The sequence below is a fragment of the Leeuwenhoekiella parthenopeia genome, assembly GCF_020782115.1.
Taxonomy (GTDB): domain Bacteria; phylum Bacteroidota; class Bacteroidia; order Flavobacteriales; family Flavobacteriaceae; genus Leeuwenhoekiella; species Leeuwenhoekiella parthenopeia.
The window spans coordinates 146,102-171,226 of record NZ_JAJGMW010000004.1 but is presented as its reverse complement, the minus strand read 5'-3'; the positions used below and the strand labels follow the sequence as shown (position 1 = coordinate 171,226).

Below are 25,125 nucleotides of genomic sequence, written 5' to 3'. Positions count from 1 at the left end.
TTCTTTTATGTTTAAAAAAGTATTGATTGCAGAAGATTTTCAGGGGGATAACAAGAGTATTGTAGACACGCTTAAGGCCGAATTAAACATACCTCAGGTTCAGGAAGAGTTTTACTGTGATAAAGCCTACAACCGTATTCAGCTCACCCACAATACCCCCGAAGCTTTTGAGCTGCTCATTACAGATCTTTCCTTTAAAGAAAATCACACACCCCGAACCTTTACATCCGGAGTTGAATTGATTGAAGCTGCGCGAAAGCTTCAGCCCGACCTTAAGATCATCGTAAATTCTATGGAAGAGCAGGCGGTTAAGATAAAACCGCTTTTTGATACCTATCATATTAATGCCTATGTGTGTAAAGGCCGGCAAAGTCTTGACGAACTCGTAAAAGCGATTCAGGCAGTAGCTTCGGGTAACACCTATCTTTCACCACAAATTGACCTGAATACCGCCAGAAATGTTTTTGAACTGGATGAGGTTGATTTGTTTATTCTAAAACACCTTTCGGAAGGTTTTAACAAAAAGGAGATTCGCGACAAATTAAAATTGAAAGATTTAAGGCCCAACAGTGAAAGCTCTATTGACAAACGCGTGAGTAAATTATTTGATGAATTTGGCGCTAAAAATTCAACTGAACTGGTTGCAAAGCTTATTCGGGAAGGGTTGATTTAAAACTCAATATCATTTTAGTTAAAAAAAATCAATGCCTTACAGATATCTGTAAGGCATTGATTTTTAATAGCCTTAGGTTTGATTTTAATTTATTCAATATTAGCTTATGGAACTCAACAATCAACTTAAGGCACTCGCTGATAAGATAGATAGACTGAAAGATCAAATCGAAACAGAAGAGTCTACTAAACATGCTTTTGTCTTACCCTTTATTAATTTATTGGGCTATGATACCTTCAATCCCTTAGAAGTAGTACCCGAGTTTACAGCAGATCTTGGACTAAAAAAGGGCGAAAAAGTAGATTATGCGATTTTTCAGGACGGACAACCCATTATAATTATAGAATGTAAAAACTGGAAAGAGAAAATGGATCCACATAATTCTCAGTTGTTCCGTTATTTTCACGTTTCTAAAACCCGTTTTGCACTATTAACCAATGGCATCGAATATCGTTTTTACACTGATTTGGAGAACCCAAACAAAATGGATGAAAAGCCTTTTCTGGAATTTGATATTACCAGACTAAAGGAAAATGTGATTCCTGAGATAGCTAAATTTCATAAATCCAATTTTGATGTACATAAGATTGTAGATAACACAAGCTCTTTAAAATACACAAAAGAAATACGAAAGCTAATCTCGAGAGAAATACAAACTCCGTCTTTCAATTTTGTAAAACTTTTCGCGAGTGAGGTTTATAGTGGGAGGTTAACGGAAAAAGTTATGACTGAATTTACCGGTTTAGTTGAGAAGGCTTTTAGTCAGACAATTAGTGATCGAGTGAATGATCGTCTCAATGCCGCATTAAATAAAGAAGCTGAAGGGCAACACGAGGTTACGCCAGAACCTCAGGAAATAAGTAAAGTAGTTACCACAGAAGAGGAAATGGAAGGATACAGAATTGTGGTGGCTATTTTACGTCGTAAACTGGATGTAAGCCGAATCGTTCATCGGGACACTCAGTCTTATTTCGGAATTTTACTGGATGATAACAATCGTAAACCGCTATGCCGACTACATTTTAATGGAAGTACAAAATATTTGGGAATATTCGATGCAAAGAAAAATGAACATCGTCATGCCCTTGAATCTCTTGAAGATATATACCAATATGAAGAACAGCTTTTAGAAACCGCAGCTAATTATGAGTAATACCTTTTGTGATGGGATGGCTCATTAGAGTTTCTACTCTAAAAGAAAAGCTTATATTTTCATTTTACAGAAGAATTCAATTCAGGCTAAACCTGAAAAAAACCGGTAAGTGATCTGAAAGTTTACGCGCCTTTTCCAGTTGATCACAGGTTAATACAAAGTCGAGCACTCCGCTTTTCAGATATTTTAGATCCTTAGAATAGAAAATATTGTCAATCGCATAATTAAGATAGTCCACACCGGTACAGGTTTTTTTAAGGGTAGTCTTTTGGTCGATTAAAGCGGGAGTAAAGCCATTACTTTTTAGTTCATTAAATACCGGGTCTTCATTGGTAACATTGAAATCCCCGGCAAAAATCACGGAACCCTTCATAGCTTTGACCAGATGTTGGGATATGGCCTTTATCTCAGCCTGTGGATTTTGATTGTAAGGCCGGGAATGAAAGTTTACGATCTGTAAAACCTTTTGATCTAGATAAAAGTTAATTGCAAAGGGTTCACGATCTACTTTAGAATCCAGAGCGGCGATTAGCGCACCTCTGTTTTTTATTTTGATATTCGCGGTTTTCCAAATAAACGCATAACGCTCGGTCACGTATTTTGAACTATGGGTAGGATCGCTTATGACGTAGTCCCATTTAGAGCCTTTACGGTTTAGAATAGCAGCAAGTCTGGCCACGGCCTGAGCTCCCCCGTAACCCGCAACCACCTCCTGAATGGCGAGTATATCTGCGTCTCGTACAATTTCTGCAATTTGATCCAGTTCTTCGGCGCTTTTGGTCTTTCCAAAATCCCGAATATTCCAGGAAACCAGGGTGAGTTCGTGTTGTTGAGAAAAGCATGTTAAAGAACAGAGCAGTAAAAACAGGCGTAAGTAGGTTTGCATAGTTAAGTTGTGAGCTTTTGAAATTAAAAATACAGATAATGGGTGTAGCCTGCCTTACAGAAATCTGTACTTCAGGAATGTTTCGGGTCTTATGGTCAAACAGCACGCAGGAGCGCTAGTTGGATACTCATGGCGGTAAATATAGGCTTGATCTGCAACACATCCGCTGAATCGGGGTATTTCAGATAACATCAACAGCTTCCATGTTGCTGTATCTTAATATAAGCTATGAAAAAATTTTTACTCATCTTCTCCCTATTGGTAGTGTCTTATGTGGGTTTTTGTCAAAGCATGCAACTCACAGGCGAAGTGAAGAGTTCATCTACCAATCATTCTTTACCCTATGTAAATATTGGAATTTCAAATAAAACAGTAGGTACCGTATCAAACGAGAAGGGTGAATTTAGGCTGAATTTAAACGAAAAAGTCAGTCCCGGCGACACAATACTATTTTCCTATATCGGCTTTAAAACAGAGAAGTATCTGGTGTCCGACTTAAGTAATTAGGAAAAAGTTATTTTTTTAATGCCTCAAAGCACCGTACTGGATGAGGTTGTATTGAGTGCCCAAAAGCTTAAGTTAAAACCTAAGAGTATAGGCAGGTCGTCTAAAGGATTGGGTTTAATGCATTCCAATTTTTATTCTTACTACGAAAAAGATGTAGATGATCGCTTAAGCAAAGAGCGGGGGATGAAATTCAAGATCCGCCGTGCCTGTTATTTACAGGATTTAAATTTCAATATTACTTCTAACGACTTTAAATCTTTAAAATTCAGGGTCAACATATACAAAGTTGAAAATGGACTTCCCACAGATTTAATCATCAACCAAAACATCATTTTTGAAATCAGGGATACTTATTTGGGTTGGTTTAAAGTCGATCTGCAACCTTATGATATCTACATCAAAGACGGGATTGAAGAAATTGCGGTTACCATACAATGGCTTGAAAGTGTCAAGACCCGCGCGAACAGTAAATACTTTGCCCTGTCAACAGCCAGCTCGTTAACGCATACGGCTTACTTTAGAGATAAGGCAATGGATAGCTGGAAGGATGGCGGTCAAAATTTAAGTTTTTACCTGAATGCCATATGTGAGTAAGTTTATAACCATAGACTTATGGAGCTTGGGGCGGTAAAAGTAAAATCCGTTACCAGCTATTCTTCGGTTGCATCTGGAAACAGAAACGTTTAGTTTTGAGAAAGTCTGCCGTAGCTAATAGCTAAAAGTCTAACGAAATCAATAGCTTGACAAGTATGCCGTAAACATGTCGTAAATAAACCGTTATCAAAAGGATAGTTTCAGAAGTAGTTTTGTCAAAACAATAAACGAACATCCACTATGAACGAAATTGGAAAGAAAATTAGGGAAATACGAAAGAAAAGGGGACTATCTCAGGAGGAATTGGCTGAATCTGCAAAGGTAAATTTGCGAACAATTCAGCGAATCGAAAATAACGAAAGTGAACCTCGTGGAAGAACGTTGAATTTGATTTGCGAAGTTCTCGCTATTAATGCAGAAGAGCTTTTAGACTATGGTAAGGAACCGGATAAAGGTTACCTCACGATATTCCATCTTACGGTGCTAACTTTTTTGGCAATTCCTGTTGGAAACCTAATTATCCCGCTAATTATGTGGATGAATAAAAAGGATAAAATCGTGGGACTTAAAAAAGCAGGAGCAAATTTATTGAACTATCAGATAATCTGGTCTATTCTGGCTTTTACATCAATAAGTGCTTTTGCTTTTTTAAAAATTATGCATTACGGGCATTATCCCATTTTATTGTACTTATTCATTGCGCTTTATGCTTTGAATGTAATTTTACCAGTAGTTTTTGCGATTAAAACAAGTAAGGGAAAAACTCAAAACCTGTATCCGAATATAATAAAGCTGATAAAATAACTGCTGTCAATATGAGCCAGTGCGGTTGATGAAGGCTTTACGGTAGTATATGGGGAATCGAACCTGAAGTCTGTGTTGACTCAGCCGATTCTTAAGCGCACCTTCAAAACAGATTAAACTTTAAATTAGATTAGGTTCAGAAACTGGCAATCAAGAACTGTTATTAAAAACCTCGGGCGTAAAATGAAAAGCATCTGTTTACTTCTACTGTTTCTTCCTTTAGGATCATTTGCACAGGAACAGCACGTGTTATTGAAAGATAAACAGTTGATTTATACTCAACTTGTCGAACGTGTAATTGGACCTAAGGAATATTTGGTAAATGAAACGATTGCGTATTTCAAAAATTACGACTTAGATGGTAATTATGATAACTGGTTTCGTGCAGAATTTCCAGGTAATTCTATAGTATGCGTAGAGCCCGTGCAATATGAAAGTAATCCTTTAGATTTTCTCTTATCGGTTGATCCGGAATTCAAAGTCAAAAATCTTTTGGAACAGATAGCGCTTCAAAGTTTAGACCAGCTGGGTCGGTATATTGAATCAGACAGAATTATTAGCTATACAAAAGCACCTTTCAGGAATTCTGAATTTGGGAATCTGTTCAAAAAGAAAGAAGCTTTCGTACTCAGTACTATTTTAGGTGACTCTGATTTTGCTTTGGTGAAAATAGATAAAGTAGCAAAAGCCAAAAAGTTATCTGATAATAGTTCAAGAATAGTTATTCTCAAGCGTTTAAACTCAGACTGGGAAATTTTAAAAGTTATAGCTGCTAAAACTGGGGCGTAGCATTAATCGAAATCCAGATTTAGCATGTGCCCGACTTCCTCTAATCTTTTAAAGATTAAGCGCAAAATAGATTCGATATAAAGGCTTAGGGAACTGGTTGTCTATAACCCCTCCTGGAATAGCTGTACAAAGCTAATATTATCTGATTAAGCCTATTTCAAGTGGTTTTTACATCTATACTCCGCCTCCAAAAAGACCATTCAAAAGCCCTGATACCGCTATATGCTTTCTTGTTCACACCATTATGAAACTATGCTCACCCACTAAAAGTGTGGTAAAGTGTGGTTGGAGTGTGGTTTCACTGTGGTAGCAGTGTGGTTTTACCCGGTCGTTTCTGAGAAGCCTGGTATCTCTGGTCAGCTATCAAATCAGCACAATTCAGGTTTTCGGATTAAACTTAATCGGGTTCAGAAGAAAAGGATTTACTTGTTCTGATTACCTGACCACATGCAGTCAGTTGAGCCTCTCCCTTGGTAAAAGGTAGATTAAAAATGAACGCTCAGGATGATAGGAATTGTGGAATCATCTATTCTAAGGATCAACTACTTGTGCATATAATTGATTTTGGGGCAGACTTTTTAAGGAATTCTGTAAAAACGCCTCGATTCATTATGGGATTCTGTTAACTTCCTGTAAGACAAAAGCCTATTTTTATACGCGCAATGCTAACATGTTGATTTACTGATAATTTTGAGTAGGTCAGCAGCTGTTGAGTGTTGAATTAACGAGTTGGCACCAGGCTAAGCTTGCGTGCCGATTTATTTTGGAATACAACCTCAAATTAAACACGATAAAAGCGCTCTATGAAAACACCCTCTAAACCATTGCTCACGCTCGCTGTTTTAATATGGAGCATTTGCTATTCAAGGGCTCAGGAGTGTACCTGTGCCGAAACTTTCGAGCAGGTTGTTCAGGTTTATGAGCAAGATTATGCACTGTTTACTATAAAGGTTACCGAAGCTAATAGAGCACTTTATACGGCCAATAAAGACGTTTTCAGGAAAAAAGCCGCTAAGATTTCCGATTTGGAAGAGTGTCTTCCGGTACTGGAACACTGGTTGCAGTTTTTCAGAGATGGCCATAATTACATACGTTTTACAGGCAATAGTGCCGGTAAAGAAACCCGCAAAAGTATCGCGATTGATAAAGAAAGGTTTCTTGATGAATTAGACAGCATTAACAAGATAGAAGATAATATTCAAAATGATCTTTTAGGGATCTGGAAATATGGGGAGTATCAAGTGGGTATTCTGCCCAAAAAAGGGGCGGCTGAGGGCGAATTTATAGGTGTCGTTTTAGACATTAAGAATGTGGTTTGGAAGCCGGGAGACGTAAAATTTGAGCTTAGTCAGATTTATGGAAATGATTACGAGGTAGTTTATTACTTGAATGATAACACGAAAAGGAAGTTGAAGGGCAAACTTCAAAATGCTCAAAATTTAGAACTTGTAGATTTTAATAATTGGGTAAAGCTCTGGCCTTCCGATCCTAATGCAACAACTGCTACAGAAACAGATCTTTACGGCGATTTCCATATACGCCTGATAGATGAAAAAATACCCTACATACGTTTCCCGAATTTCTACGAAAAGGAACCTGCCTTTGTAGACAGCCTTATTAAATCGCATCATCAGGAATTGGTTAATGCAGAATTTTTTATTGTTGACGTGAGAGATAACAATGGGGGGAACGACGTGGTATACAAGCCTCTTTTCCCCTATATACTCTCCGGTCCAATAGAAACACCCAATTATGGCCTCTGGATTTCTGAAGGAAATATTGATATTTTTCTGGAGGGCAGAAATCCGGAAGAGCTGGATGAAGAGAGCAAAGCGGAATACGATTACCTCTCTTCATTGAAAGGAGCCTTATTCTGGCCCGATGGTGATCAATATGCCAGTACTTCAGTTCCCGACACCCTTTTTGCGCCAAATCAAAAAGTAGCCGTTCTTATGAATGAAAAAACCATCAGCTCCGGAGAAACCTTTGTCTACAGGACCAGGCAAAGCGAAAAGGTAGTGCTCTACGGCCAAAATACTGCAGGTATAATCGATGGGTTTAATGTGCTTACCCGAAAGATAAACTGTTTTGAATTGCATTATCCTTCTTCGGTAAGAGCAAAGGATGTTGCTGAAAATCCTATAGATCCTTATGGGATGCCACCGGATGTATACGTTGATGAAGATCTGGATGTGTTAAGATTCGCTATAGAACATATGACCCATCTGATCGATAACACCAAAAACTGAATACGTTCTTTTAAAACCCCGAATGGTAACAGCGTCTATTAGCACTGCTTATACAGGTTCTGGTCTTATTGATTCCCGGTCGTTCTAAGGATGCGTGATTTTTAGTTTAAGCCGGTACCTCGCTGGTCAACTATCAGGAGCATTAAAGTGGCTTGATGGTCTTGCTCCGGGACCTTCCTAACTAATATTGATTGGAGCATTCCTGATTCTTCCCCCTTTTACCTAGCCTTATACCTTATATAAGGTGCAACTAGATAATTTTCTTTTTCCACTCAAACCGGAATTTCCTTAGCTCATAAGCTTTTTTCCCTGACTCCGTGTTTTGTTGTTTAGTAGTGCGTGACCTTTAAATAGGTTTGCCTCATCAATAAGATAAATACTTAAAACCATGAAAAGAGAACTAATTTTTTTAAGAGCTTTTGCAGTAGCGACTGTAGCCGGAATGATTTTGATAAGCACTTCAGGTTTCCAGAAAAACGAGAATCAAAAATTCAGAGAAATTGATGTGGAAAGAATCAATATTGTAGAAGCAGATGGAACCGTAAAAATGATTATCACAAACGTGGAACGCTTTCCTAACGGAATGGATAAGATCAATGAAAGACCTACAAATGAAGAGCGCAAAAAACGTTCAGGCATGTTATTTTACAATGAAGATGGGATTGAATGTGGCGGATTTATTTATGATGGGCACAAAAATGGAAATGGCCACAGCTCAGGACTATCGCTTACTTATGACCAGTATGATGGGGATCAGGTGATGCAATTGCTGACTCAGGATTATCAAAAAGGCGATGAACGATTTGTGAGTAGCAGCCTGGCATTTAACGACCGTCCGGGTAAAGAGTCTCAAATCAAAACAGCGGCAATTATGAAGGAGTTACAAGAACTTCGTAAAAAAGACCCCGAGGCGATGCGTCAAAAACAAAAAGAATACGAAAATCAAGGTCTGATAGGGGGTGTTCCCCGAATAATGCTTGGAAAAACACGTAGTCAGAATAACGGTTTATTCCTTTTTGATGATAAGGGTATGCCCAGAGCGATGTTTTATGTTGATAAAGAAAACAATGCCAAACTCGATTTTTATGATGAGCAGGGAAACACGATTGCTTCGTTCCCGGAAAAAGAAAAATAATCAATCTCATAAAATAGCACTGTAGAGATATAGTGCTATTTTTAATTTTTGACGTGATGAAAAACCTGCTACATATTCTGAGTGCTAACCGATATTTTTTACTGTTTATTCTATTGTTTGCCTATTTTCAATCTATATACACGCGTATCGTAGGAAGAGGAGTTGTTGATGCCTATATTTTTACGCCAGAAGCGGCATTTGCAACGCTCATTTCAGTAAGTATCCTTTTTGTAATAATGCTTTTTTTTATCAGAAAACGGCACAAGTCTGTTGTTCTGGGAGTGCGTGAAATGTTTAAAATATTCAGTCTTTCGCTTCTTGCTTTTTTAATTGCTATGCATTTAATAGGCTTTGTGATAGCCTTCTCTTTTGATACTATTGAACGTAATTTTAATCAGGAAACGCTTACGTTATCTACGTTTTCTAATCTGTTAGACGGGATCATTTACGGAAGCTTTTTTCTAACCTATTACTATCACAAACAAAACAGAACGAAACAGGAGCAGCTTATGAGTTACCATAAGGCCATATCAGAAAGTAAAATCAACCAGCTTAAAACGCAACTCAACCCTCATTTTCTTTTCAATAATCTGAATGTATTGGATCAACTGATCGAGGAAGACAAAAACAAAGCATCCGATTTTTTAAATGAATTTGCAGAAATGTACAGATATGTTTTACAGGTCTCGGATCAAAAATTCATTAGCCTAAGCGAAGAATTGATCTTTGCCAAAAACTACTTTGAATTGATAAAACATAAATACGGCGATGCATATCAATTGCAAATTGAAAATCATAAAAGTGACGGATATATTGTTCCGCTTACCTTACAATTACTTATTGAAAATGCCATTCAACATAATTTGGGAACTGTAAAAAAGCCTATTAAGATTCAGATTACTATTGATGAAAACATCAGGGTAATCAACACGTATATGCCCAAACGAAATGCAAAATTGACTTCTGGAAGAGCTTTGAATAACTTAAAGGAGCAATATGAATTACTAACCAAAACTCCTATTAGCATTGAGCAAACTAACAGCATGTTTTCTGTAAAACTTCCTGTAATTAAAACATTAGACCCGTGGTGAAAATACTAATTATTGAAGACGAAATACCGGCAAGAAAAAAGCTGAAGCGTTTCTTACAGGATATGGATATCAAAACGGAAGTCGTAGCAGAACTTGATACTGTAGCAGAAGCAATTGACTTTCTTGATACGGCTGGCGTAGATCTTATTTTTTCGGATATCGAATTATTAGACGGTAATGCTTTTGAGATCTACAGAGAGGTTCAGGTTTTTTGTCCAATTATTTTCACCACAGCTTACGATCAGTTTTTGATGAATGCTTTTGAAACTAACGGAATAGCCTATTTGCTGAAGCCGTTTTCGAAAGATCGATTTCAAAACGCCTGGGATAAATTTTTACGTTTAAAAAAATCAGCTTCCGAAGAAAACCAGCAACTGAATAGAATTACAAATCTTATTCAACAAACGTTTGCAAAAAGGGCTTATAAAGAGCAGTTTACCATTCACGCCCAACAGGGAATTTATTTTTTAAAAACAGAACTGATCAGTTACTTTGAGGCTGATGAGGGTGTTATTTTCGCTTTTGATACAATGGGAAAGAAACACCTATTAAACGAGTCTTCCTTAAAAAGTGTTGAAGCCTATCTCAATCCGGATGACTTTTTTAGAATCAACCGCAGCGTGCTGTTAAAAAAGCACCACATTGAAAAAATAGAGCGCTACACCAAAAATACAGTAGCCATAAGCGTTAAAGGCACAAAAAACCACCTTAAAACCAGTCAAAGCAATACAGCCCCATTTATGCAGTGGATTGAAGTATAAAAGCAGGAACTTTTTTAGGAAGTATACCCCGACTGAAGTTAAGCAAGCAACTCTAATCTTACCCCGACCTACTTATTTTCCTGAGGCTTTTTTATCGTCTTAGGTTTTCATTGTGTTGGATGGCGTGAAGCTTTACCTATTGCACAGGTGCTCATTTACCCGGTTAATCCTGGGGAAGATAGGCGTCGTAATGAGTATTGGGTTGCTCGATTTGCAATAAATTCAGGCCTATTATTTATTCTGATTCGATAGGGTTGGCCCCAGGCAGGATAGTCAACGATTAAAACTACGTGCTTACTTATCAAAGCAAGGTATGGTTCAATTAAAACTTAGAAGAACTCTTTGGAAATGGGTGATCACTTTTCTCTAAATCCATTCATTCGTTTTTAAAACGCCAAAACCTTTATAGTCGGAATTTTAAGGCATTTTAAAAACGATTTTAAAATTTAAAGTGCACTTGCCTTAATTTTGTGATTTAAAGCCTAAAATGGCTTTAAACATGAATTAGAGCCTCATCTGAAATTCTTTTTGTCAAAGCCAATAGGCTAAACATATACATTTAGCCTATTGGCTTTTTAATGTTTGTGTTTTAAATGTTTATAGGTGCATAGAAGGTACCAATATTGGGACACTAGCGTAGCAGAACCAGTCTAAAATTGCGTACGTTGTGTACCATCTGAAGTCTACATCAGGTCCAGTACAGGGACCAGTACTGGGACGCAAAACGCATCAAATTTTAGGAGGCTATTTTCATTTATTTTGAGGGTATTTGAATGAGGGGTTCCTGTTGTTGTAAAGCTTCTCCTCGATAGTTTTAAAAAGATGTAACGTTGATAAGCCAAGTCCCCACTTGTGCAACGATTTAAAGCAAGTTAAATTCAGGAATCGTTGAGTGTTTCTAAATATACCTGAAAGCTTTCGTCGGTTACATTGAGTTTTTTGCGTATTCGGTAACGAGCCGTTTCAACTCCCCGGGTGGAAATGTTCAAGAGAGGTGCGATTTCCTTATTGGTAAGATTCATCTTAACAAACGCACACAACCTTAGCTCTCTCTTACTGATACCGGGATCTATATCTTTTAAACGGTTGAAGAAGTTGTGATGTACCTTTTCAAAATGTACATCAAACACATTGAGATATTCTTCCCCCATACGATGTTGATTGAGGTTGAATAATACTTCCTGAAGTCGCTTACGTGCAGCCTGAGTTTTTAAAGAATTTCTAAAATCTTTTAGGGCGTTGAATGTGTCACTAAAAATTTCCTTCTTTTTGACCAGCAACATCGTATAGTTTGCCAATTCTTTACTCTTGATAAGGCTTTCTTCTTCTAAAACTTCTTTAGCTCTTTTTATCTGAGCCTTATCTTTTTCTAATTTAAGCTGCTCTATCTCAAGCTCCAGGAGTTTTTTTGACTTTTGTGCAGCGAGTTTTTCTTTTAGTCGTTCCCTTTCAATTTTTTTATTGATGAGTTTAGTCAAAAGAATTATCAGAGATGTAACACCCAAAACATAGAGTATAAGAGCAAAAGTGCTTCTATACCAGGGATAGGGGATGCTTAAAGCGAAAGCAGCCTCGTCTGCTTTTTGACCTAACAGATTACGACTTCGTACTCTGAAGACATAATCGCCAGGAGCAGGATGGGTATATTCTTTAAATGCGTTTGCAGACCAGGACGACCATTCCTTGTCTGCCCCTTCCAATTTATACTGAAATTCTTTTTGAGAGGAAGGGGTTAGTGCGGGTGCTGCAAATTCAAACCGGAGCACATCTGGAGATAAGGGAGTCTCCAGATTTTGAATGATTGGCAGTTGAAACGTATTTTGCTGATCTTTCTGATACGTTAGGCGCGTGATTAAGGTTTTTGAAGAAGTTTTTGCTTTTTGATTATCTAAATTGTACAAAAACAAACCGTTTGTTGCGCCTATGAGAACCTGATCAGTAGTTATAGGTAGTATGCTTTCCAGGCCTCTGTTCAAATTACCTTTAAGGTTTAAAAAGAGGCTTTTATTTATTTTGATTTGACCCTTGTCTTCAATGAAATAGCCCGGTTCATCATCCTGCACAAACCAGGTTTTGTCAGCAACCTTCATCAATTTGCGGGTATTAAGTTCTGGGCTTAAAATGCTATTTAACGGGCGATAGGGTTCAAATTGAGATTGTTGTGCATTAAAGGTGTATATCCCTGTATTTGTGGTAAACACTACTTCCCCTTCGTATTCGGTTACATTCACATTAAAGGCTGATTGCAGGCCATTTGTATTGGTAAAATGTTCTAGAGCAAAGACCCGTTCTAAGTTTTTATCTATTTTCAAACGATAAATACCCTTATAACCATGGCAAACCCAATAGTCATTGCCCTGATCAATCTGTAAGATATCTCTGCTTGATTCATCAAAGCCTTTAATTTTTTGAGAAAGCCTCCAGTTTCCAGACTCATAATACAGCGGGTAAATGCCTGAATAACTGGTTGCAAGAAACGTATTTTCTTTACCGTCAACGGGTATAACTTTCCAAATCCCGTTGGGTATACCTATGCGTATGGGCATAAAGTCAATGAGTTCAAAAAGTCCTTTATCGTGCCCTACCAGAATACTACCCTCATGTTCCTTAACAGACCAGGCCTGACCCTCGAGATCAGGAACCTTTTTAAAGTTTAATGATTTAAGACTGTAGTTGCCACTGTCAAATGGAGCATAGAATACCCCGGTATTTGTGGTGAGGTAAAGTATGTTGTTATAAACGAGTATATCTGAGACCGATGCATTCTCAAAAATCTGGGAAACAGGAGAATCAAACTCGATAAGATCAATACCATTATTCAGCATTACCCAAATTCGGCTTTCTTCCTCCTGGGGATTTATACTTAGTATGGTTGAGCTTGAAAGGTTTTTAAAGAGGGAAGGATTCCGGTCTAATTCAAGTTCAGCATTCATCAGGATCATCTTCGATGTAAGTGTTCCCAGTAAATAAATCCCTTTGTAGGCTACCGCTGTTAATATTTCTTCCTGATCATTTTCTTTGAAAACAGATTTGATAAACCGAACCGTATTAAGGGTTCGGTTTGCCATATAGATGCCTCCCTGTTTGGTGATAATCAGTAATTCGTCCTTATTTTTTGCAGGTAAAAAGGCACAAATACTCTCCTCTGAGAATGTACTGTTAAATGCTTTTGTAAGGCTTGAGTTTTCGGGATTATATTCAAAAACTCCCAGATTTTGATCCTGTACATAAAAGTGATCATTTACAATACCTGAAAATATAAAGTTGGAACCAGAGTTTACGCGTTTGGCATTAGTGCCATTTACTACCGTGAGCTCTTTAAAGGAGCGGTAAATGATGTTACCCTTGAATTCGTGAACCTGCCACAAATTCTCCAGGTTTTCCGAGTCGAGTTGCAGGCTGTCATTTTGAGAGATAAAGTTGAAATTTCCCTGGATATCCTGCTTTACAATGCCAATTTCATTAAAGCCTCCGGCGTGGATTGTATTGTTTGAATCCCGTATCAGGCTGCGTACTCCAGAGTGATTGGGTAGCGTCACTTTTTCCCAGCGCTCCCCGTCAAAAACTAAAATCCCATCATTGTTTCCGAAGTAGAGCTTACCCTTTTCATCTTCAGTCATAGTCCAGAACTGCCCGTCAGCTTCAAAATCAGAACGGGTATAATGGGTGATTTTTGGAATTACTTTTTCAAATGCAGGTATCTGCTGCGCATACGAAACGGTTTGTATCAAAAACAGGACGAATACGTAAAAGAAGAAATGATTAATGCGCTTATCTGCTCTAGTGTGCATAAGGAAGTGAATATTTAATAAAATTAGCAAAATATTACCATATTAATGCATTGAAAATCAGTTGTATTTGGTTTTTGACGTAGTGCTGACGAATGGCTTTAACATTCTGGCGTAATGCAAGTGTAGTGTATTTTGAGAACTAAGCATTGTTAAATTATAGTTTTGGAGGATATTATCTTGACAAGAAAACGTTTTCGTCCTCCTTATTTTTAGGAATATGGTAATGAAGTTTTCTCAATTATTAACTAAATCTTTTCATTGAATGCGAGTTAAAAATTACTTACTAGCACTGAGCCTATTTATTTTTGGCTTTGCTCACGCCCAACTCAATACAATAAACGGAAACGTATTGGATTCAAATGGAATGCCATTGCCGGGTGCCAGCATCCTTGTTGAAGGAACCAACAGAGGAACCCAATCTGATTTTGACGGTAACTTTAGTATTGAAGCATCTGCTGAGGATATTCTACAAATTTCATACGTCGGTTTTACTACTCAGAAGGTCAACGTAGGGCAGCAAACCAATTTGAGGATTACCTTATCTGAAGATGCGGCGGCTCTTGATGAAGTAGTCGTAGTAGGTTATGGCACGCAAAAAAAGAGTGTGGTGACAGGGGCTATTTCCAGTGTAAAAGCCAGTGAGCTTGAAAGCTTACCCAACAACCGGATTGAGCAATCTTTACAGGGTAGAGCTTCAGGTATAACCATCGCTGCGAACTCTGGTCAGCCCGGCGCCTCATCCACTATACGTGTTAGAGGTATTACCAGTTTTGGGAACAACGAACCTCTTTGGGTTGTTGACGGGGTGATAGTAGATGCCGGGGGTATCGGGTATTTAAACCAGTCTGATATAGAATCTATTGAGGTGCTTAAAGATGCCGCTTCTCAGGCTATTTATGGTGCACGTGCTGCAGCTGGGGTTATTTTGGTCACAACCAAAAAAGGAAAACTTGGTAAACTTACCGTGAGTTATAATGGGTTTTCAGGAATTTCGGGCCCTGCGCGAAAGCTTGATCTCTTAAATGCCACAGAATATGCTACTTTATTTAACGAGAAGTACGCAAATGATTTCAATGGGTCTCCGCAGGATTTTTCATTACCCTTTTCCAATCCTCAGGAACTCGGTGCCGGGACAGACTGGCAGGATGTTATTTTTAATAGCAACGCAAAGAAAGAAAACCATGAGTTCAGCTTAAGCGGAGGGAATGATGTATCCACATTCTATATGTCTTTTGGATACTTTGATCAGGAGGGTATAGTTGCTAAAGATATATCAAAATACCGCAGACAGAACATCCGTCTCAATTCTACACACCATATAAATGACTTCCTTACACTTGGTGAAACTATTGGTTATTCTAACGAGAAAAGCACCGGTATTGGTAATACAAACAGTGAATTTGGCGGGCCCTTAAGTTCGGCTATAAATCTGGATCCTACCACCCCATTAATTATTACAGATCCGGCGGTTGCAAACTCTGGTCTGTATACAAACGAAGGTATTATAAGAGATCCCAATGGAAACCCCTATGGTATTTCAAATCTGGTAATTCAGGAAATGACCAATCCTTTGGCTTACATACAAACCCGATTGGGTAACTACGACTGGGCAGATAATTTTGTAGGTAATGTTTATTTAAATCTCGAACCCCTTGAAGGTTTAAACTTCAGAAGTACTCTGGGGGGTAAACTCGCGTACTACGGCTATGAAAGCTTTACACCGGTATCTTTTTTAAATACTTCTACGGTAACTGCTCAGAATAATATTTCAAGAGGTTCAAACAGAGGTTTTGGGTGGAATATTGAAAACACCCTGTCTTATACCAAACAATTAGGAGATCATGATTTTACGATACTTCTTGGTCAGGGTTCTTACACCGAAAATGATACCAAAGGGGAGACGGTTACTTACAATGATATTCCTGTAAATAGCCGGAAGGATGCGGCTTTTATTCAGGTGCCGGATGATCAAATTATTGCCAGTGCCTACATAGGCACCGAGCATCGCGTGACGTCACTTTTCTCTCGTGTAAGCTACAACTACAAAGAGAAATATTTATTTACCGGAATTATTCGTCGGGATGGTTCATCACGTTTTGGAGCAAATAATAAATACGGATACTTCCCCTCTTTTTCTTTAGGTTGGAATCCGTTGAAAGAGGGCTTCTGGAACGAGAATGACCTGGTAAATCAATTCAAGCTGCGAGGAGGTTATGGAGTGGTAGGAAGTGACGCCATTGGGGACTTCCGATACCTGTCAACGATAGGTGCTGGTCGCAATTACACCTTTGGGAATGTCTCTGCAGTGGTGATAGGTAATAGCCCTAATGCACCCGCAAACCCCGATTTAAAGTGGGAAGAAACCAGACAAAGCAACTTGGGTTTTGATGCCCGGTTTTTTAATGATCTCACCATGACTGTTGATTTTTACAATAAAAAAACCGTCGGAATTTTACAGGATGTGCGTCTTCCGGGATATGTGGGGGCGACCGGTAGCCCTGCTGCTAATGTTGCAGACATGGTAAATAAGGGATTTGATATTGAAATGTCCTATTCCAAACGCTTTGGCGAGTTGAACGCTTCTTTAAGGGGTAATTTTTCATACCTGCAAAATGAAGTGGTTTTCTTAGGAAATAATATTGATTTTCTTTCCGGCGGAGCAAGCTTTCAGTCGAGTACCTATCCCATTACCAGGACTGCAGTGGGGCAACCTTTAAACTCCTTTTTTGGCTTCCAGACTCAGGGTATATTTCAAAATCAGGAAGAGATCGACTCGTATGTAAATTCTGAAGGTGTTGTTATTCAGCCTAACGCTGTTCCGGGTGATTTTAGATATGCCGATTTAGATGATAGCGGTTCTATAAATGCAGATGACCGAAAATTTTTAGGAAGCTCAATACCTAAATACACGTTTGGCCTGACCCTAAATCTCGATTATAAGAATTTTGATCTTCTGGTGTTCTCTCAGGGAGCCGGTGGTAATAAGATTTTTCAGGGTCTTCGCAGACTTGATATAAGCAATGCCAATTACCAGACAGAGGCATTAAATCGCTGGACCGGGGAAGGAACATCAAACACCTTTCCCCGTTTGAGTAATATAGATGCCAACAACAACTTCACCAATCCTTCCGATTTTTATCTGGAAGATGGGGATTACTTCAGAATTAAGACGGTTCAGTTAGGCTATTCTTTGAACCAAAGCCTAATAGAAAAAATAGGTCTTACCCGTCTGCGCATCTATGTCACGGGAGAAAATCTGGTGACCTTCACACGGTATACCGGTTTTGATCCGGAAATAGGCGGAGGCATTTTTGGGATAGATCGTGGGTATTATCCACAGGCCAGAACCGGACTTTTAGGTGTTAACGTACAATTTTAAAAAATAGCGATATGAAACTAAAATCGATAATTTATTTAGCATTCGTGCTTTTGATAACAGGATCTTTATTTTCTTGTTCTAAAGACTTTATAGAGCTTGATCCATTAGGGCAACCTTTAGTAGACAATTACTATTCTAATGAAGATGAAGCGTTCAGTGGGTTAGTAGCTGCTTATGATATTATGGGTAAGCAGTCTAAAACTTTTGAAAACATGATTACCATGATGAACGCCGGTTCTGACGATCATTTCGCCGGAGGTGGCGGTCCGTCAGACGGTATAGGTATTCAGTCCTTTTCAAACTACAGTATTGATGAGTCTACAATCCCTCCCAGCTTTTGGAATGATTACTTTCAGGGAGTATTCCGCACCAATATTCTTCTTGAAAACCTTCCCGAAGTGCCTATGGACGATGCGCTGCGTGCGCGCTTTACCGCGGAGACTAAAATGTTGAGAGGGTATTACTACTTTGAACTGGTAAGACTGTTTAGAAATGTGCCTCTTTTTGACAAGCCTATACTTACCAGTGAAATTTACACTGTTGAGCAGGCGGCTCCTGAAGCTGTTTATGCTCAGATTGAAGCAGATCTTCTTGCAGCAATTCCAGATTTGCCGCCTACAATTACAGATCCTGACACTGAAGCCGGTCGCTTTACCCAGGGAGGAGCGCGTGCACTTTTGGGGAAAGTTTATTTGTATCAGGGTAAAAACCAGGAAGCATCTCAGCAATTGGCAGAAGTTAATGGCACACCCGGAGGAACCAGCCAATACGGCTACAGGTTACTGGATGACTTTGAAGCTCTTTTTGAAGTTAGTAACAAATTCAATTCGGAATCTATTATTGAAGTTGCGGCAACAAGCCAGGCAAATGTGAGCTACGATATCTGGGGTGGTGGTCAGAATGAAGGCAATACCGTGAATCAGATGGTAGGACCAAGAGGTTACTCGAGAACAGCCGGTTCAACTGCGCCGGATTATGCAGGCGGCTGGAGTTTTAATACTGTAACTCAGGGTTTATATGATGTTCTGAAAGATGACCCCAGATTTGATGCTACGATAGCAGATTTGAAGGCTCTGGAAGAAGCCGGTGAAGCCAGTTATACCCCAGGGAACAGGGATACGGGCTACTTCCTAAAGAAATTTATGCCGCTCAATGAAGATAAATCTACGGGTGGAGGAAATGTTGAGCTCAATTATACCCAAAGCGTTTATGTCATTAGACTTGCAGATACGTATTTAATGGAGGCTGAGGCACTGGGTGCTTCCGGAGCACGTGCTCAGGCCTTGCTTGACGCTGTGCGTGCCCGTGTTGGCCTTGATCCTGTGCCAGTAACTATGGATAATATTATGCTGGAGCGCAGACGTGAACTTGCAGGAGAAGGGCATCGCTGGTTTGATTTGGTTCGTACCGGAAGGGCTGCTTCTGCTCTCGCAGATCGTGGTTTTACAGCGGGTAAGAATGAAATTTTCCCAATACCACTTAACGAACTCGAAAATACACTCATAGTACAAAACCCTAATTATTAATCTTAAAAACGTTCTTATATGAAAGTCAATTTTAAATTCATAAACAGCGTTACGTATACGTTGCTAGGAGCAGTAATCCTTGCTGCTACTTCCTGTCAACCCGAAGAAGTTGAATCTGGAAACGGACTTACCGATCCCAATGTAGATGCTTCGTTTACAATTGAGACCATACCTGGTGAGCCCAATCGTTTTATGCTCAATGCCAATAGAGAAAATATTTTAAAATCTATGTGGAATATTGGCGATGGTTATTACACCGGGGTGCTTACAGAGGAAATCTTTTTGCCTGATGCAGGAGATTATACCATTTCTCATCAGGTCTTTGGAAGAGGAGGAAGTGTTACCGAAACTTCTCAGGAAATTAATGTAGCGGTTTCAGATCCTGAAGCAGGAAATCTTATTAAAGGCGGAAGTTTTATGACGACTGAAGATCAGGCTGAATGGACTATACTACAAATCAGTAACTCCGGGGCTAATTGGACTTTTAGTGAGGGTAGTGCTACCATAACCGGTTCAGGATATAACCAACAGGGAATCTATCAGGCAGTTGAAGTAGAAGCCGGTAAGGAATATACTCTGGATATGAAAGTATTTGGCAGCGGTTCAACCAACACCTGGTTTGAGGTTTATGCATCTCCCACAGCACCGGTTCAGAATCAGGACTATACTGCAGATGGCCGACGAATGGGTTTGAGCACCTGGGATGGCTGTGCTAATGGTCCTTTTGAAGGAAAACTTTCTAATGTAGGTTGTGTAGGATCTGGACGCACGGTGAGTTTTGACCAGTCAGGGACCGTGTATATAGTTATTAAAAGTGGGGGAGAGAACATTGGCTCAACGGGAATATCTGTTACTAATATTGAGTTTAGAGGGAAGCCCAATTAATTGCACCTAACAAATAGGTGCGGTGTCTGGTTTCTTTAGATAAGTCATATATCTATTTTAAAAATTGCTTGAGATGAAAAATTTAATGAACTACGTTTTGATAACGCTGTTATTCAGCTTTATACTTAGCTGTTCTCCTTCTTCAAATGATGAGGTAAGTGAAACTCCCAATCAACCCGAAAATCCGGAAACACCCGGCAATCCTTCTGGGAATACCAATGAGATGGACTTTTGGTTAACAAAAGGAGATCAAAGTGTTAAGCTGTCAAAGCAGTCGGGTAACTTAGTGTTTGGCACCAGCCCAAACAGCTACCAGACAATTGAAGTTGATGAAAGCAGAACGTTTCAGAGTGTTGATGGTTTTGGTTTTAGTCTGACGGGAGGCAGCGCACAGGTAATAAATAGCCTGCCTGAGGATGCAAAAACCAATCTTCTTAAGGAGTTGTTTGGAAAAGGAGCCAATGAAATTGGGATCAGTTATTTGAGAATTAGTGTGGGGGCATCTGATCTCAATGAAAGTCCGTTTACCTACAATGATATTCCTGAAGGGGAAACCGATGAAGATCTTTCGGAGTTTAGTATCGAAAAAGACCGGGAAGTCCTTGATTTATTAAAGCAGATTCTGGTTATAAATCCCAATATCAAGATAATGGCTTCACCCTGGACAGCCCCTGTATGGATGAAAGACAAAAACAGTTTTGTTGGTGGAAGCTTGAAACCGGAATATTATGGGGTATACGCAGATTACTGGCTAAAATACCTGCAGGCTATGAAGACTGAAGGCATCAAGATTGATGCGCTTACTCCACAAAATGAACCTTTACACGGGGGTAATAATCCAAGCATGGAAATGACGGCGCTGGAGCAGGCCGATTTTATTAAGAATCATCTGGGGCCCAGGCTTCAGAATTCTTCTGTAGAAACCAAAATCGTGATTTATGATCATAATTGTGACAATCCTCAATATCCGATTTCGATTCTGGATGATGCGCAGGCCCGCCCATTCATTGCCGGTTCAGCATTTCACCTCTATGCCGGAGATATAGCAGCCTTAACAACTGTGCACAATGCATTTCCTGATAAAGAGGTCTTTTTTACGGAGCAATATATCTCTTCCAATGACGACTTTGCCGGGACCTTAAAATGGCATCTTAGAAACGTAATCATAGGTTCGATGCGCAACTGGAGTAAAAATGCGCTTCAATGGAATTTAGCTAATGATGCAAGCTTTGGGCCTCATACTGATGGAGGTTGTACTACATGCAAAGGTGGCTTAACGATTAATGGTTCGACGATTACTCGTAATGTAGGTTATTACATAATGGCACACGCTTCAAAATTTGTACCGGCAGGGTCAGTTCGAATAGAAAGTAAAATCCCCGGAAGTTTGCAAAATGTTGCGTTTAAGACTCCCGACGGTAGTAAGGTGCTGATTGTTTTAAATGATGGCACAACTAATCTCCCCTTCAATATAAAATATAAAGGAAGGTGGGTTTCTACATCCTTAGATGCCGGTGCGGTGGGAACCTATAAATGGGAGTAAATCGCCAGAGCCTATCAGAAAATTCATCCCTAAGAATAACATTTCATGAAATTAGTTCAACACTTTTTTTGCCTTTTCGCAGTAGTCATATTTGTACTTGGCTGCGCTGAATCCCCTAAAATGTCAGATCCTGCGGTGATGTGGCTTACATCACCAGACCAGAAATCCTTACTGGAGAGACTTGAAATCTCAAGTCAGAATATCGACACCAATCGAATACAGGAAATAATAACTGTAAATGATACTTTAAGATATCAAACCATTGATGGCTTTGGATATACCCTTACGGGAGGCAGTGCTATGCATATTCATAAAATGAGTGATAGCGCGCGCAGCAGGCTTTTAGATGAATTATTTGCCAGAGAAGGGCTTGGAGTAAGCTATTTAAGAGTGAGTATTGGTGCCTCAGATCTTGATCAAGCCCCTTTCTCTTATAATGATATTCCTCCCGGAGAAACCGATCTGAATTTGGACAATTTTTCCCTGGCAAATGACACGATACATCTGGTGCCGGTATTAAAGGAAATTTTAAGTATAAATCCGGATCTGAAGATTTTAGGCTCTCCCTGGTCTCCCCCCGTTTGGATGAAAGATAATAAAGACACCAGAGGAGGTGAACTCTTACCTCAATTTGAGGAAGTATACGCTTCCTATTTTGTAAAATATCTGCAGGCGATGAAGGCAGAGGGTATATCCATTGATGCCGTAACTATTCAAAATGAACCCCTGCACCCCGGCAATAATCCCAGTTTACTTATGCTTCCCGACCAGCAGGCAGCTTTTATAAAAGAGCATCTGGGACCCGCGCTTAAACGTGAAGGCCTAAAGACGAAAATTATTATTTATGATCACAATGCAGATCGACCTGATTATCCTATAACCATACTAAGTGACCCGGAAGCGGCCCAGTACATTGACGGTTCAGCTTTTCATTTATATGGCGGTGAAATTGATGCATTGTCAGAAGTGCATCAGGCTTTCCCTGATAAGAATATTTACTTTACAGAGCAGTGGGTGGGTGCACCCGGTGATTTTGCGCAGGAAATCAGCTGGCACATGAATAATTTGATCATAGGCGCAACGCGTAATTGGGCTAAAACGGTTTTAGAATGGAATCTGGCTGCAGATGAAAATCAAGAGCCACATACAGACCGTGGAGGCTGTGACCGTTGTTTGGGTGCAGTGACTATTACCGGAGATGAGGTTATCCGTGAACCGGCGTATTACATCATAGGTCAGGCTTCAAAATTTGTACCTCCGGGATCTGTACGCATTGCCTCAACTATGTCTAATGATTTACCCAACGTGGCGTTTAAAACTCCGGAAGGAAAAACGGTATTGATCGTTCAAAATAGTTCTGAAGAAAAGAAATCAATCGCGATTGATGTAAATAATTCCAGAGTGCTACTCAGTCTGAATGCAGGCCACATTGGCACAGTTGTTCTTTAATTTTTTTACCAAATGAGATATCATATACGTTACACGGCTTTTTTAATTTGTTTTTTAAGTGTTCTTTCCGGCAAGGCTCAGGAGCGTGATTTTTTAAATCAAAAGCTTACGATGTATACTACTGCAAAAGATTCTCAATTACGTTTGGAAAAAGCAGGTGAGTATGTTTTTACAAAAGCAGATCAGCCGCTTGAAACTGAAATATCCATTTTTGTTAATCCCTCAAAAAAATACCAGCGCTTTTTGGGAGTTGGCGGTGCAATAACCGATGCCAGTGCTGTGGTTTTTGCATCACTTTCAAAAGAGAAACAGCAGCATCTGATAGATGCTTATTTTGATCCCAATACAGGTATAGGATATACGCTCTTAAGAACCACCATTCACAGTTCTGATTTTAGCCCTGAAAGCTACACCTATGTCGAGGAGGGCGATGCAGATTTAACCACATTTTCTATAGATCACGATAAACAGTATCGAATTCCTATGATTAAACGGGCGATGAACGCTGCAGGCAATAATCTTACATTTTACGTAAGTCCATGGAGTCCGCCTGCCTTTATGAAAACTAACGGCAGTATGTTAAAAGGAGGTAAAATTAAAAATGTGTTTCGTCAAAATTGGGCAAACTATTACGTCAGGTTTATTAAAGCTTATGAAGCCGAAGGATTACCCATTTGGGGTTTAACCATTCAAAATGAACCGATGGCCACTCAAACCTGGGAATCTTGTATTTATACCGCAGAGGAAGAACGTGATTTTCTGAAAGACTTTCTGGGGCCTACATTGGAGAAATCAGGCTTAGGCTCGAAAAATATTGTGGTTTGGGATCATAACAGGGACCTTATGGTTAATCGTGCTAATGTGATTTTTGAAGATCCAGAAGCATCAAAGTATGCCTGGGGTACGGGATTTCACTGGTACGAGACCTGGACGGGTGCAAATCCTCTCTATGAAAACGTGAATCGGGTTCAGGAGGCGTATCCTGATAAGAACCTGATGTTTACCGAAGGCTGTATCGAGAAGTTTGATGCTACCAGGTATCAGTTTTGGCCTAATGCGGAACGCTATGGAGAACAAATGATAAACGACTTTAATAATGGTACGGTTGCCTGGACCGATTGGAATATTCTTCTGGATCAAAATGGAGGACCTAATCACGTGGGTAACTTTTGCTTTGCTCCTGTGCATGCAGATTTACAAACTGGGGAATTGATTTTTACGCCTTCGTATTATTATATAGGCCATTTCTCAAAGTTTATACGTCCCGGTGCTCGTCGTTTGAGTACCGCTGTAAGCAGAAGTGTTCTGTTGAGTACTTCGTTTTTAAATGAGGATGGTTCAATAGTCACTTTGGTAATGAATAAGACTAATGAAGAGCAGGTATTTAATTTACGGGTAGATAACTCCGAAACTCATTTAACTATACCGGCGCACAGTATCCAAAGTTTGATGTATTAAAAGGAAACGGCTCGAATGTAATCAGCCTATTTTTAATAAAAATCCATCAAACTTTTTTGAAACGCCAAAACCTTTGTAAACGGAATTTTAAAGCGATTTGAAGGCTTAAAATACACTTGCCTCAATTTTGTGATTTAAAGCCTAAAATGGCTTTAAACATGAATCAGAGCCTTATCTTGTACACTTCTCGTTCCTGATATTTCAGAAATAAAGCGCTATAAACGAAAAAAGCTCCTCAATTTCTTGAAGAGCTTTTTGCGGTCTGGACGGGACTCGAACTAATCTGGGAGTACCAGTGTTTTCAGGGGTTTAGAAATGGGTGTTTTTAATGACTCACCGAATCGTACACCGGATTTTAAACTTTAACATTTTTAACGTTTTGTTACTATTTTACCATTATTGATATGTAGGTTTTGTAATTGGCTTCAGAATTATTCTGAAAGCAATTCACA

At 39.3% G+C, this 25,125-nt stretch carries 18 protein-coding genes; 16 read left to right on the top strand and 2 right to left on the bottom strand.

Annotated elements, in window-relative coordinates; all coding sequences use genetic code 11:
• The first annotated feature begins 7 nt into the window (after nucleotides 1-7).
• Both LLW17_RS04755 and LLW17_RS04750 read left to right on the top strand, forming a co-directional pair.
• Complete coding sequence (locus tag LLW17_RS04755) at nucleotides 8-673, top strand: response regulator transcription factor (protein WP_228229118.1); 666 nt, start codon at nucleotides 8-10, stop codon at nucleotides 671-673.
• A 106-nt stretch (nucleotides 674-779) separates the two neighbouring features.
• Nucleotides 780-1,826, top strand: a complete 1,047-nt coding sequence (locus tag LLW17_RS04750) for a type I restriction endonuclease (RefSeq protein WP_228229117.1) — start codon at nucleotides 780-782, stop codon at nucleotides 1,824-1,826.
• Nucleotides 1,827-1,902: 76 nt separating this feature from the next.
• Here LLW17_RS04750 and LLW17_RS04745 read toward each other — a convergent pair whose 3' ends face one another.
• Nucleotides 1,903-2,712, bottom strand: a complete 810-nt coding sequence (locus tag LLW17_RS04745) for an endonuclease/exonuclease/phosphatase family protein (protein ID WP_228229116.1) — start codon at nucleotides 2,710-2,712, stop codon at nucleotides 1,903-1,905.
• 228 nt (nucleotides 2,713-2,940) lie between these two features.
• Here LLW17_RS04745 and LLW17_RS18950 point away from each other — a divergent pair, with 228 nt between their 5' ends.
• The 8 genes from LLW17_RS18950 (at nucleotide 2,941) to LLW17_RS18945 (ending at nucleotide 10,642) form a co-directional block, all read left to right on the top strand.
• Nucleotides 2,941-3,219, top strand: a complete 279-nt coding sequence (locus LLW17_RS18950; RefSeq protein ID WP_350355196.1) for a carboxypeptidase-like regulatory domain-containing protein — start codon at nucleotides 2,941-2,943, stop codon at nucleotides 3,217-3,219.
• Between the two features lie 18 nt (nucleotides 3,220-3,237).
• The gene (locus tag LLW17_RS04740; protein WP_228229115.1) at nucleotides 3,238-3,813 is read left to right on the top strand and encodes a hypothetical protein; all 576 of its coding nucleotides are present in this window, start codon (nucleotides 3,238-3,240) and stop codon (nucleotides 3,811-3,813) included.
• Between the two features lie 240 nt (nucleotides 3,814-4,053).
• A complete protein-coding gene (locus LLW17_RS04735) occupies nucleotides 4,054-4,617 on the top strand; it encodes a helix-turn-helix domain-containing protein (RefSeq protein ID WP_228229114.1) in 564 nt (187 codons plus the stop codon).
• 183 nt (nucleotides 4,618-4,800) lie between these two features.
• A complete protein-coding gene (locus LLW17_RS04730) occupies nucleotides 4,801-5,406 on the top strand; it encodes a hypothetical protein (protein ID WP_228229113.1) in 606 nt (201 codons plus the stop codon).
• Between the two features lie 803 nt (nucleotides 5,407-6,209).
• A complete protein-coding gene (locus LLW17_RS04725) occupies nucleotides 6,210-7,655 on the top strand; it encodes a S41 family peptidase (protein ID WP_228229112.1) in 1,446 nt (481 codons plus the stop codon).
• A gap of 388 nt (nucleotides 7,656-8,043) precedes the next feature.
• On the top strand, nucleotides 8,044-8,790 hold the full coding sequence (locus tag LLW17_RS04720) for a hypothetical protein (protein WP_228229111.1): 747 nt from the start codon (nucleotides 8,044-8,046) through the stop codon (nucleotides 8,788-8,790).
• A 56-nt stretch (nucleotides 8,791-8,846) separates the two neighbouring features.
• Nucleotides 8,847-9,881: a sensor histidine kinase gene (locus LLW17_RS04715; RefSeq protein ID WP_228229110.1), complete on the top strand. Its 1,035-nt coding sequence runs from the start codon at nucleotides 8,847-8,849 to the stop codon at nucleotides 9,879-9,881.
• Entirely contained in the window at nucleotides 9,878-10,642 is a 765-nt protein-coding gene (locus LLW17_RS18945; RefSeq protein ID WP_228229109.1) for a LytR/AlgR family response regulator transcription factor, read from the top strand. The genes LLW17_RS04715 and LLW17_RS18945 overlap by 4 nt, the downstream gene beginning before the upstream one ends.
• Nucleotides 10,643-11,520: 878 nt before the next feature.
• Here the strand turns inward: LLW17_RS18945 and LLW17_RS04705 are convergent.
• Nucleotides 11,521-14,433 (bottom strand): helix-turn-helix and ligand-binding sensor domain-containing protein, encoded by a 2,913-nt coding sequence (locus LLW17_RS04705; protein ID WP_228229108.1) that lies wholly within the window; start codon nucleotides 14,431-14,433, stop codon nucleotides 11,521-11,523.
• A gap of 262 nt (nucleotides 14,434-14,695) precedes the next feature.
• Between LLW17_RS04705 and LLW17_RS04700 the strand changes: the two genes are divergently transcribed.
• The 6 genes from LLW17_RS04700 (at nucleotide 14,696) to LLW17_RS04675 (ending at nucleotide 24,673) form a co-directional block, all read left to right on the top strand.
• Entirely contained in the window at nucleotides 14,696-17,812 is a 3,117-nt protein-coding gene (locus LLW17_RS04700; protein WP_228229107.1) for a SusC/RagA family TonB-linked outer membrane protein, read from the top strand.
• Between the two features lie 11 nt (nucleotides 17,813-17,823).
• A complete protein-coding gene (locus LLW17_RS04695) occupies nucleotides 17,824-19,338 on the top strand; it encodes a RagB/SusD family nutrient uptake outer membrane protein (RefSeq protein ID WP_228229106.1) in 1,515 nt (504 codons plus the stop codon).
• An 18-nt stretch (nucleotides 19,339-19,356) separates the two neighbouring features.
• Nucleotides 19,357-20,223 carry a hypothetical protein gene (locus tag LLW17_RS04690; RefSeq protein ID WP_228229105.1) on the top strand — a complete coding sequence of 289 codons (867 nt, stop codon included), beginning with the start codon at nucleotides 19,357-19,359 and terminating at the stop codon, nucleotides 20,221-20,223.
• Nucleotides 20,224-20,296: 73 nt separating this feature from the next.
• Nucleotides 20,297-21,766 (top strand): glycoside hydrolase family 30 protein, encoded by a 1,470-nt coding sequence (locus tag LLW17_RS04685; RefSeq protein WP_228229104.1) that lies wholly within the window; start codon nucleotides 20,297-20,299, stop codon nucleotides 21,764-21,766.
• Between the two features lie 120 nt (nucleotides 21,767-21,886).
• Entirely contained in the window at nucleotides 21,887-23,215 is a 1,329-nt protein-coding gene (locus tag LLW17_RS04680) for a glycoside hydrolase family 30 protein (protein WP_228229103.1), read from the top strand.
• A 12-nt stretch (nucleotides 23,216-23,227) separates the two neighbouring features.
• Nucleotides 23,228-24,673, top strand: coding sequence for a glycoside hydrolase family 30 protein (locus LLW17_RS04675; RefSeq protein ID WP_228229102.1), 1,446 nt, complete (start codon nucleotides 23,228-23,230; stop codon nucleotides 24,671-24,673).
• Nucleotides 24,674-25,125: the final 452 nt, after the last annotated feature.

Bases quoted from the DNA above. Each gene is read 5' to 3' on its own strand.
- LLW17_RS04755 (WP_228229118.1), top strand. From the start codon at position 8: ATGTTTAAAAAAGTATTGATTGCAGAAGATTTTCAGGGGGATAACAAG.
- LLW17_RS04750 (WP_228229117.1), top strand. From the start codon at position 780: ATGGAACTCAACAATCAACTTAAGGCACTCGCTGATAAGATAGATAGA.
- LLW17_RS04745 (WP_228229116.1), bottom strand. From the start codon at position 2,712: ATGCAAACCTACTTACGCCTGTTTTTACTGCTCTGTTCTTTAACATGC.
- LLW17_RS18950 (WP_350355196.1), top strand. From the start codon at position 2,941: ATGAAAAAATTTTTACTCATCTTCTCCCTATTGGTAGTGTCTTATGTG.
- LLW17_RS04740 (WP_228229115.1), top strand. From the start codon at position 3,238: ATGCCTCAAAGCACCGTACTGGATGAGGTTGTATTGAGTGCCCAAAAG.
- LLW17_RS04735 (WP_228229114.1), top strand. From the start codon at position 4,054: ATGAACGAAATTGGAAAGAAAATTAGGGAAATACGAAAGAAAAGGGGA.
- LLW17_RS04730 (WP_228229113.1), top strand. From the start codon at position 4,801: ATGAAAAGCATCTGTTTACTTCTACTGTTTCTTCCTTTAGGATCATTT.
- LLW17_RS04725 (WP_228229112.1), top strand. From the start codon at position 6,210: ATGAAAACACCCTCTAAACCATTGCTCACGCTCGCTGTTTTAATATGG.
- LLW17_RS04720 (WP_228229111.1), top strand. From the start codon at position 8,044: ATGAAAAGAGAACTAATTTTTTTAAGAGCTTTTGCAGTAGCGACTGTA.
- LLW17_RS04715 (WP_228229110.1), top strand. From the start codon at position 8,847: ATGAAAAACCTGCTACATATTCTGAGTGCTAACCGATATTTTTTACTG.
- LLW17_RS04705 (WP_228229108.1), bottom strand. From the start codon at position 14,433: ATGCACACTAGAGCAGATAAGCGCATTAATCATTTCTTCTTTTACGTA.
- LLW17_RS04700 (WP_228229107.1), top strand. From the start codon at position 14,696: ATGCGAGTTAAAAATTACTTACTAGCACTGAGCCTATTTATTTTTGGC.
- LLW17_RS04695 (WP_228229106.1), top strand. From the start codon at position 17,824: ATGAAACTAAAATCGATAATTTATTTAGCATTCGTGCTTTTGATAACA.
- LLW17_RS04690 (WP_228229105.1), top strand. From the start codon at position 19,357: ATGAAAGTCAATTTTAAATTCATAAACAGCGTTACGTATACGTTGCTA.
- LLW17_RS04685 (WP_228229104.1), top strand. From the start codon at position 20,297: ATGAAAAATTTAATGAACTACGTTTTGATAACGCTGTTATTCAGCTTT.
- LLW17_RS04680 (WP_228229103.1), top strand. From the start codon at position 21,887: ATGTCAGATCCTGCGGTGATGTGGCTTACATCACCAGACCAGAAATCC.
- LLW17_RS04675 (WP_228229102.1), top strand. From the start codon at position 23,228: ATGAGATATCATATACGTTACACGGCTTTTTTAATTTGTTTTTTAAGT.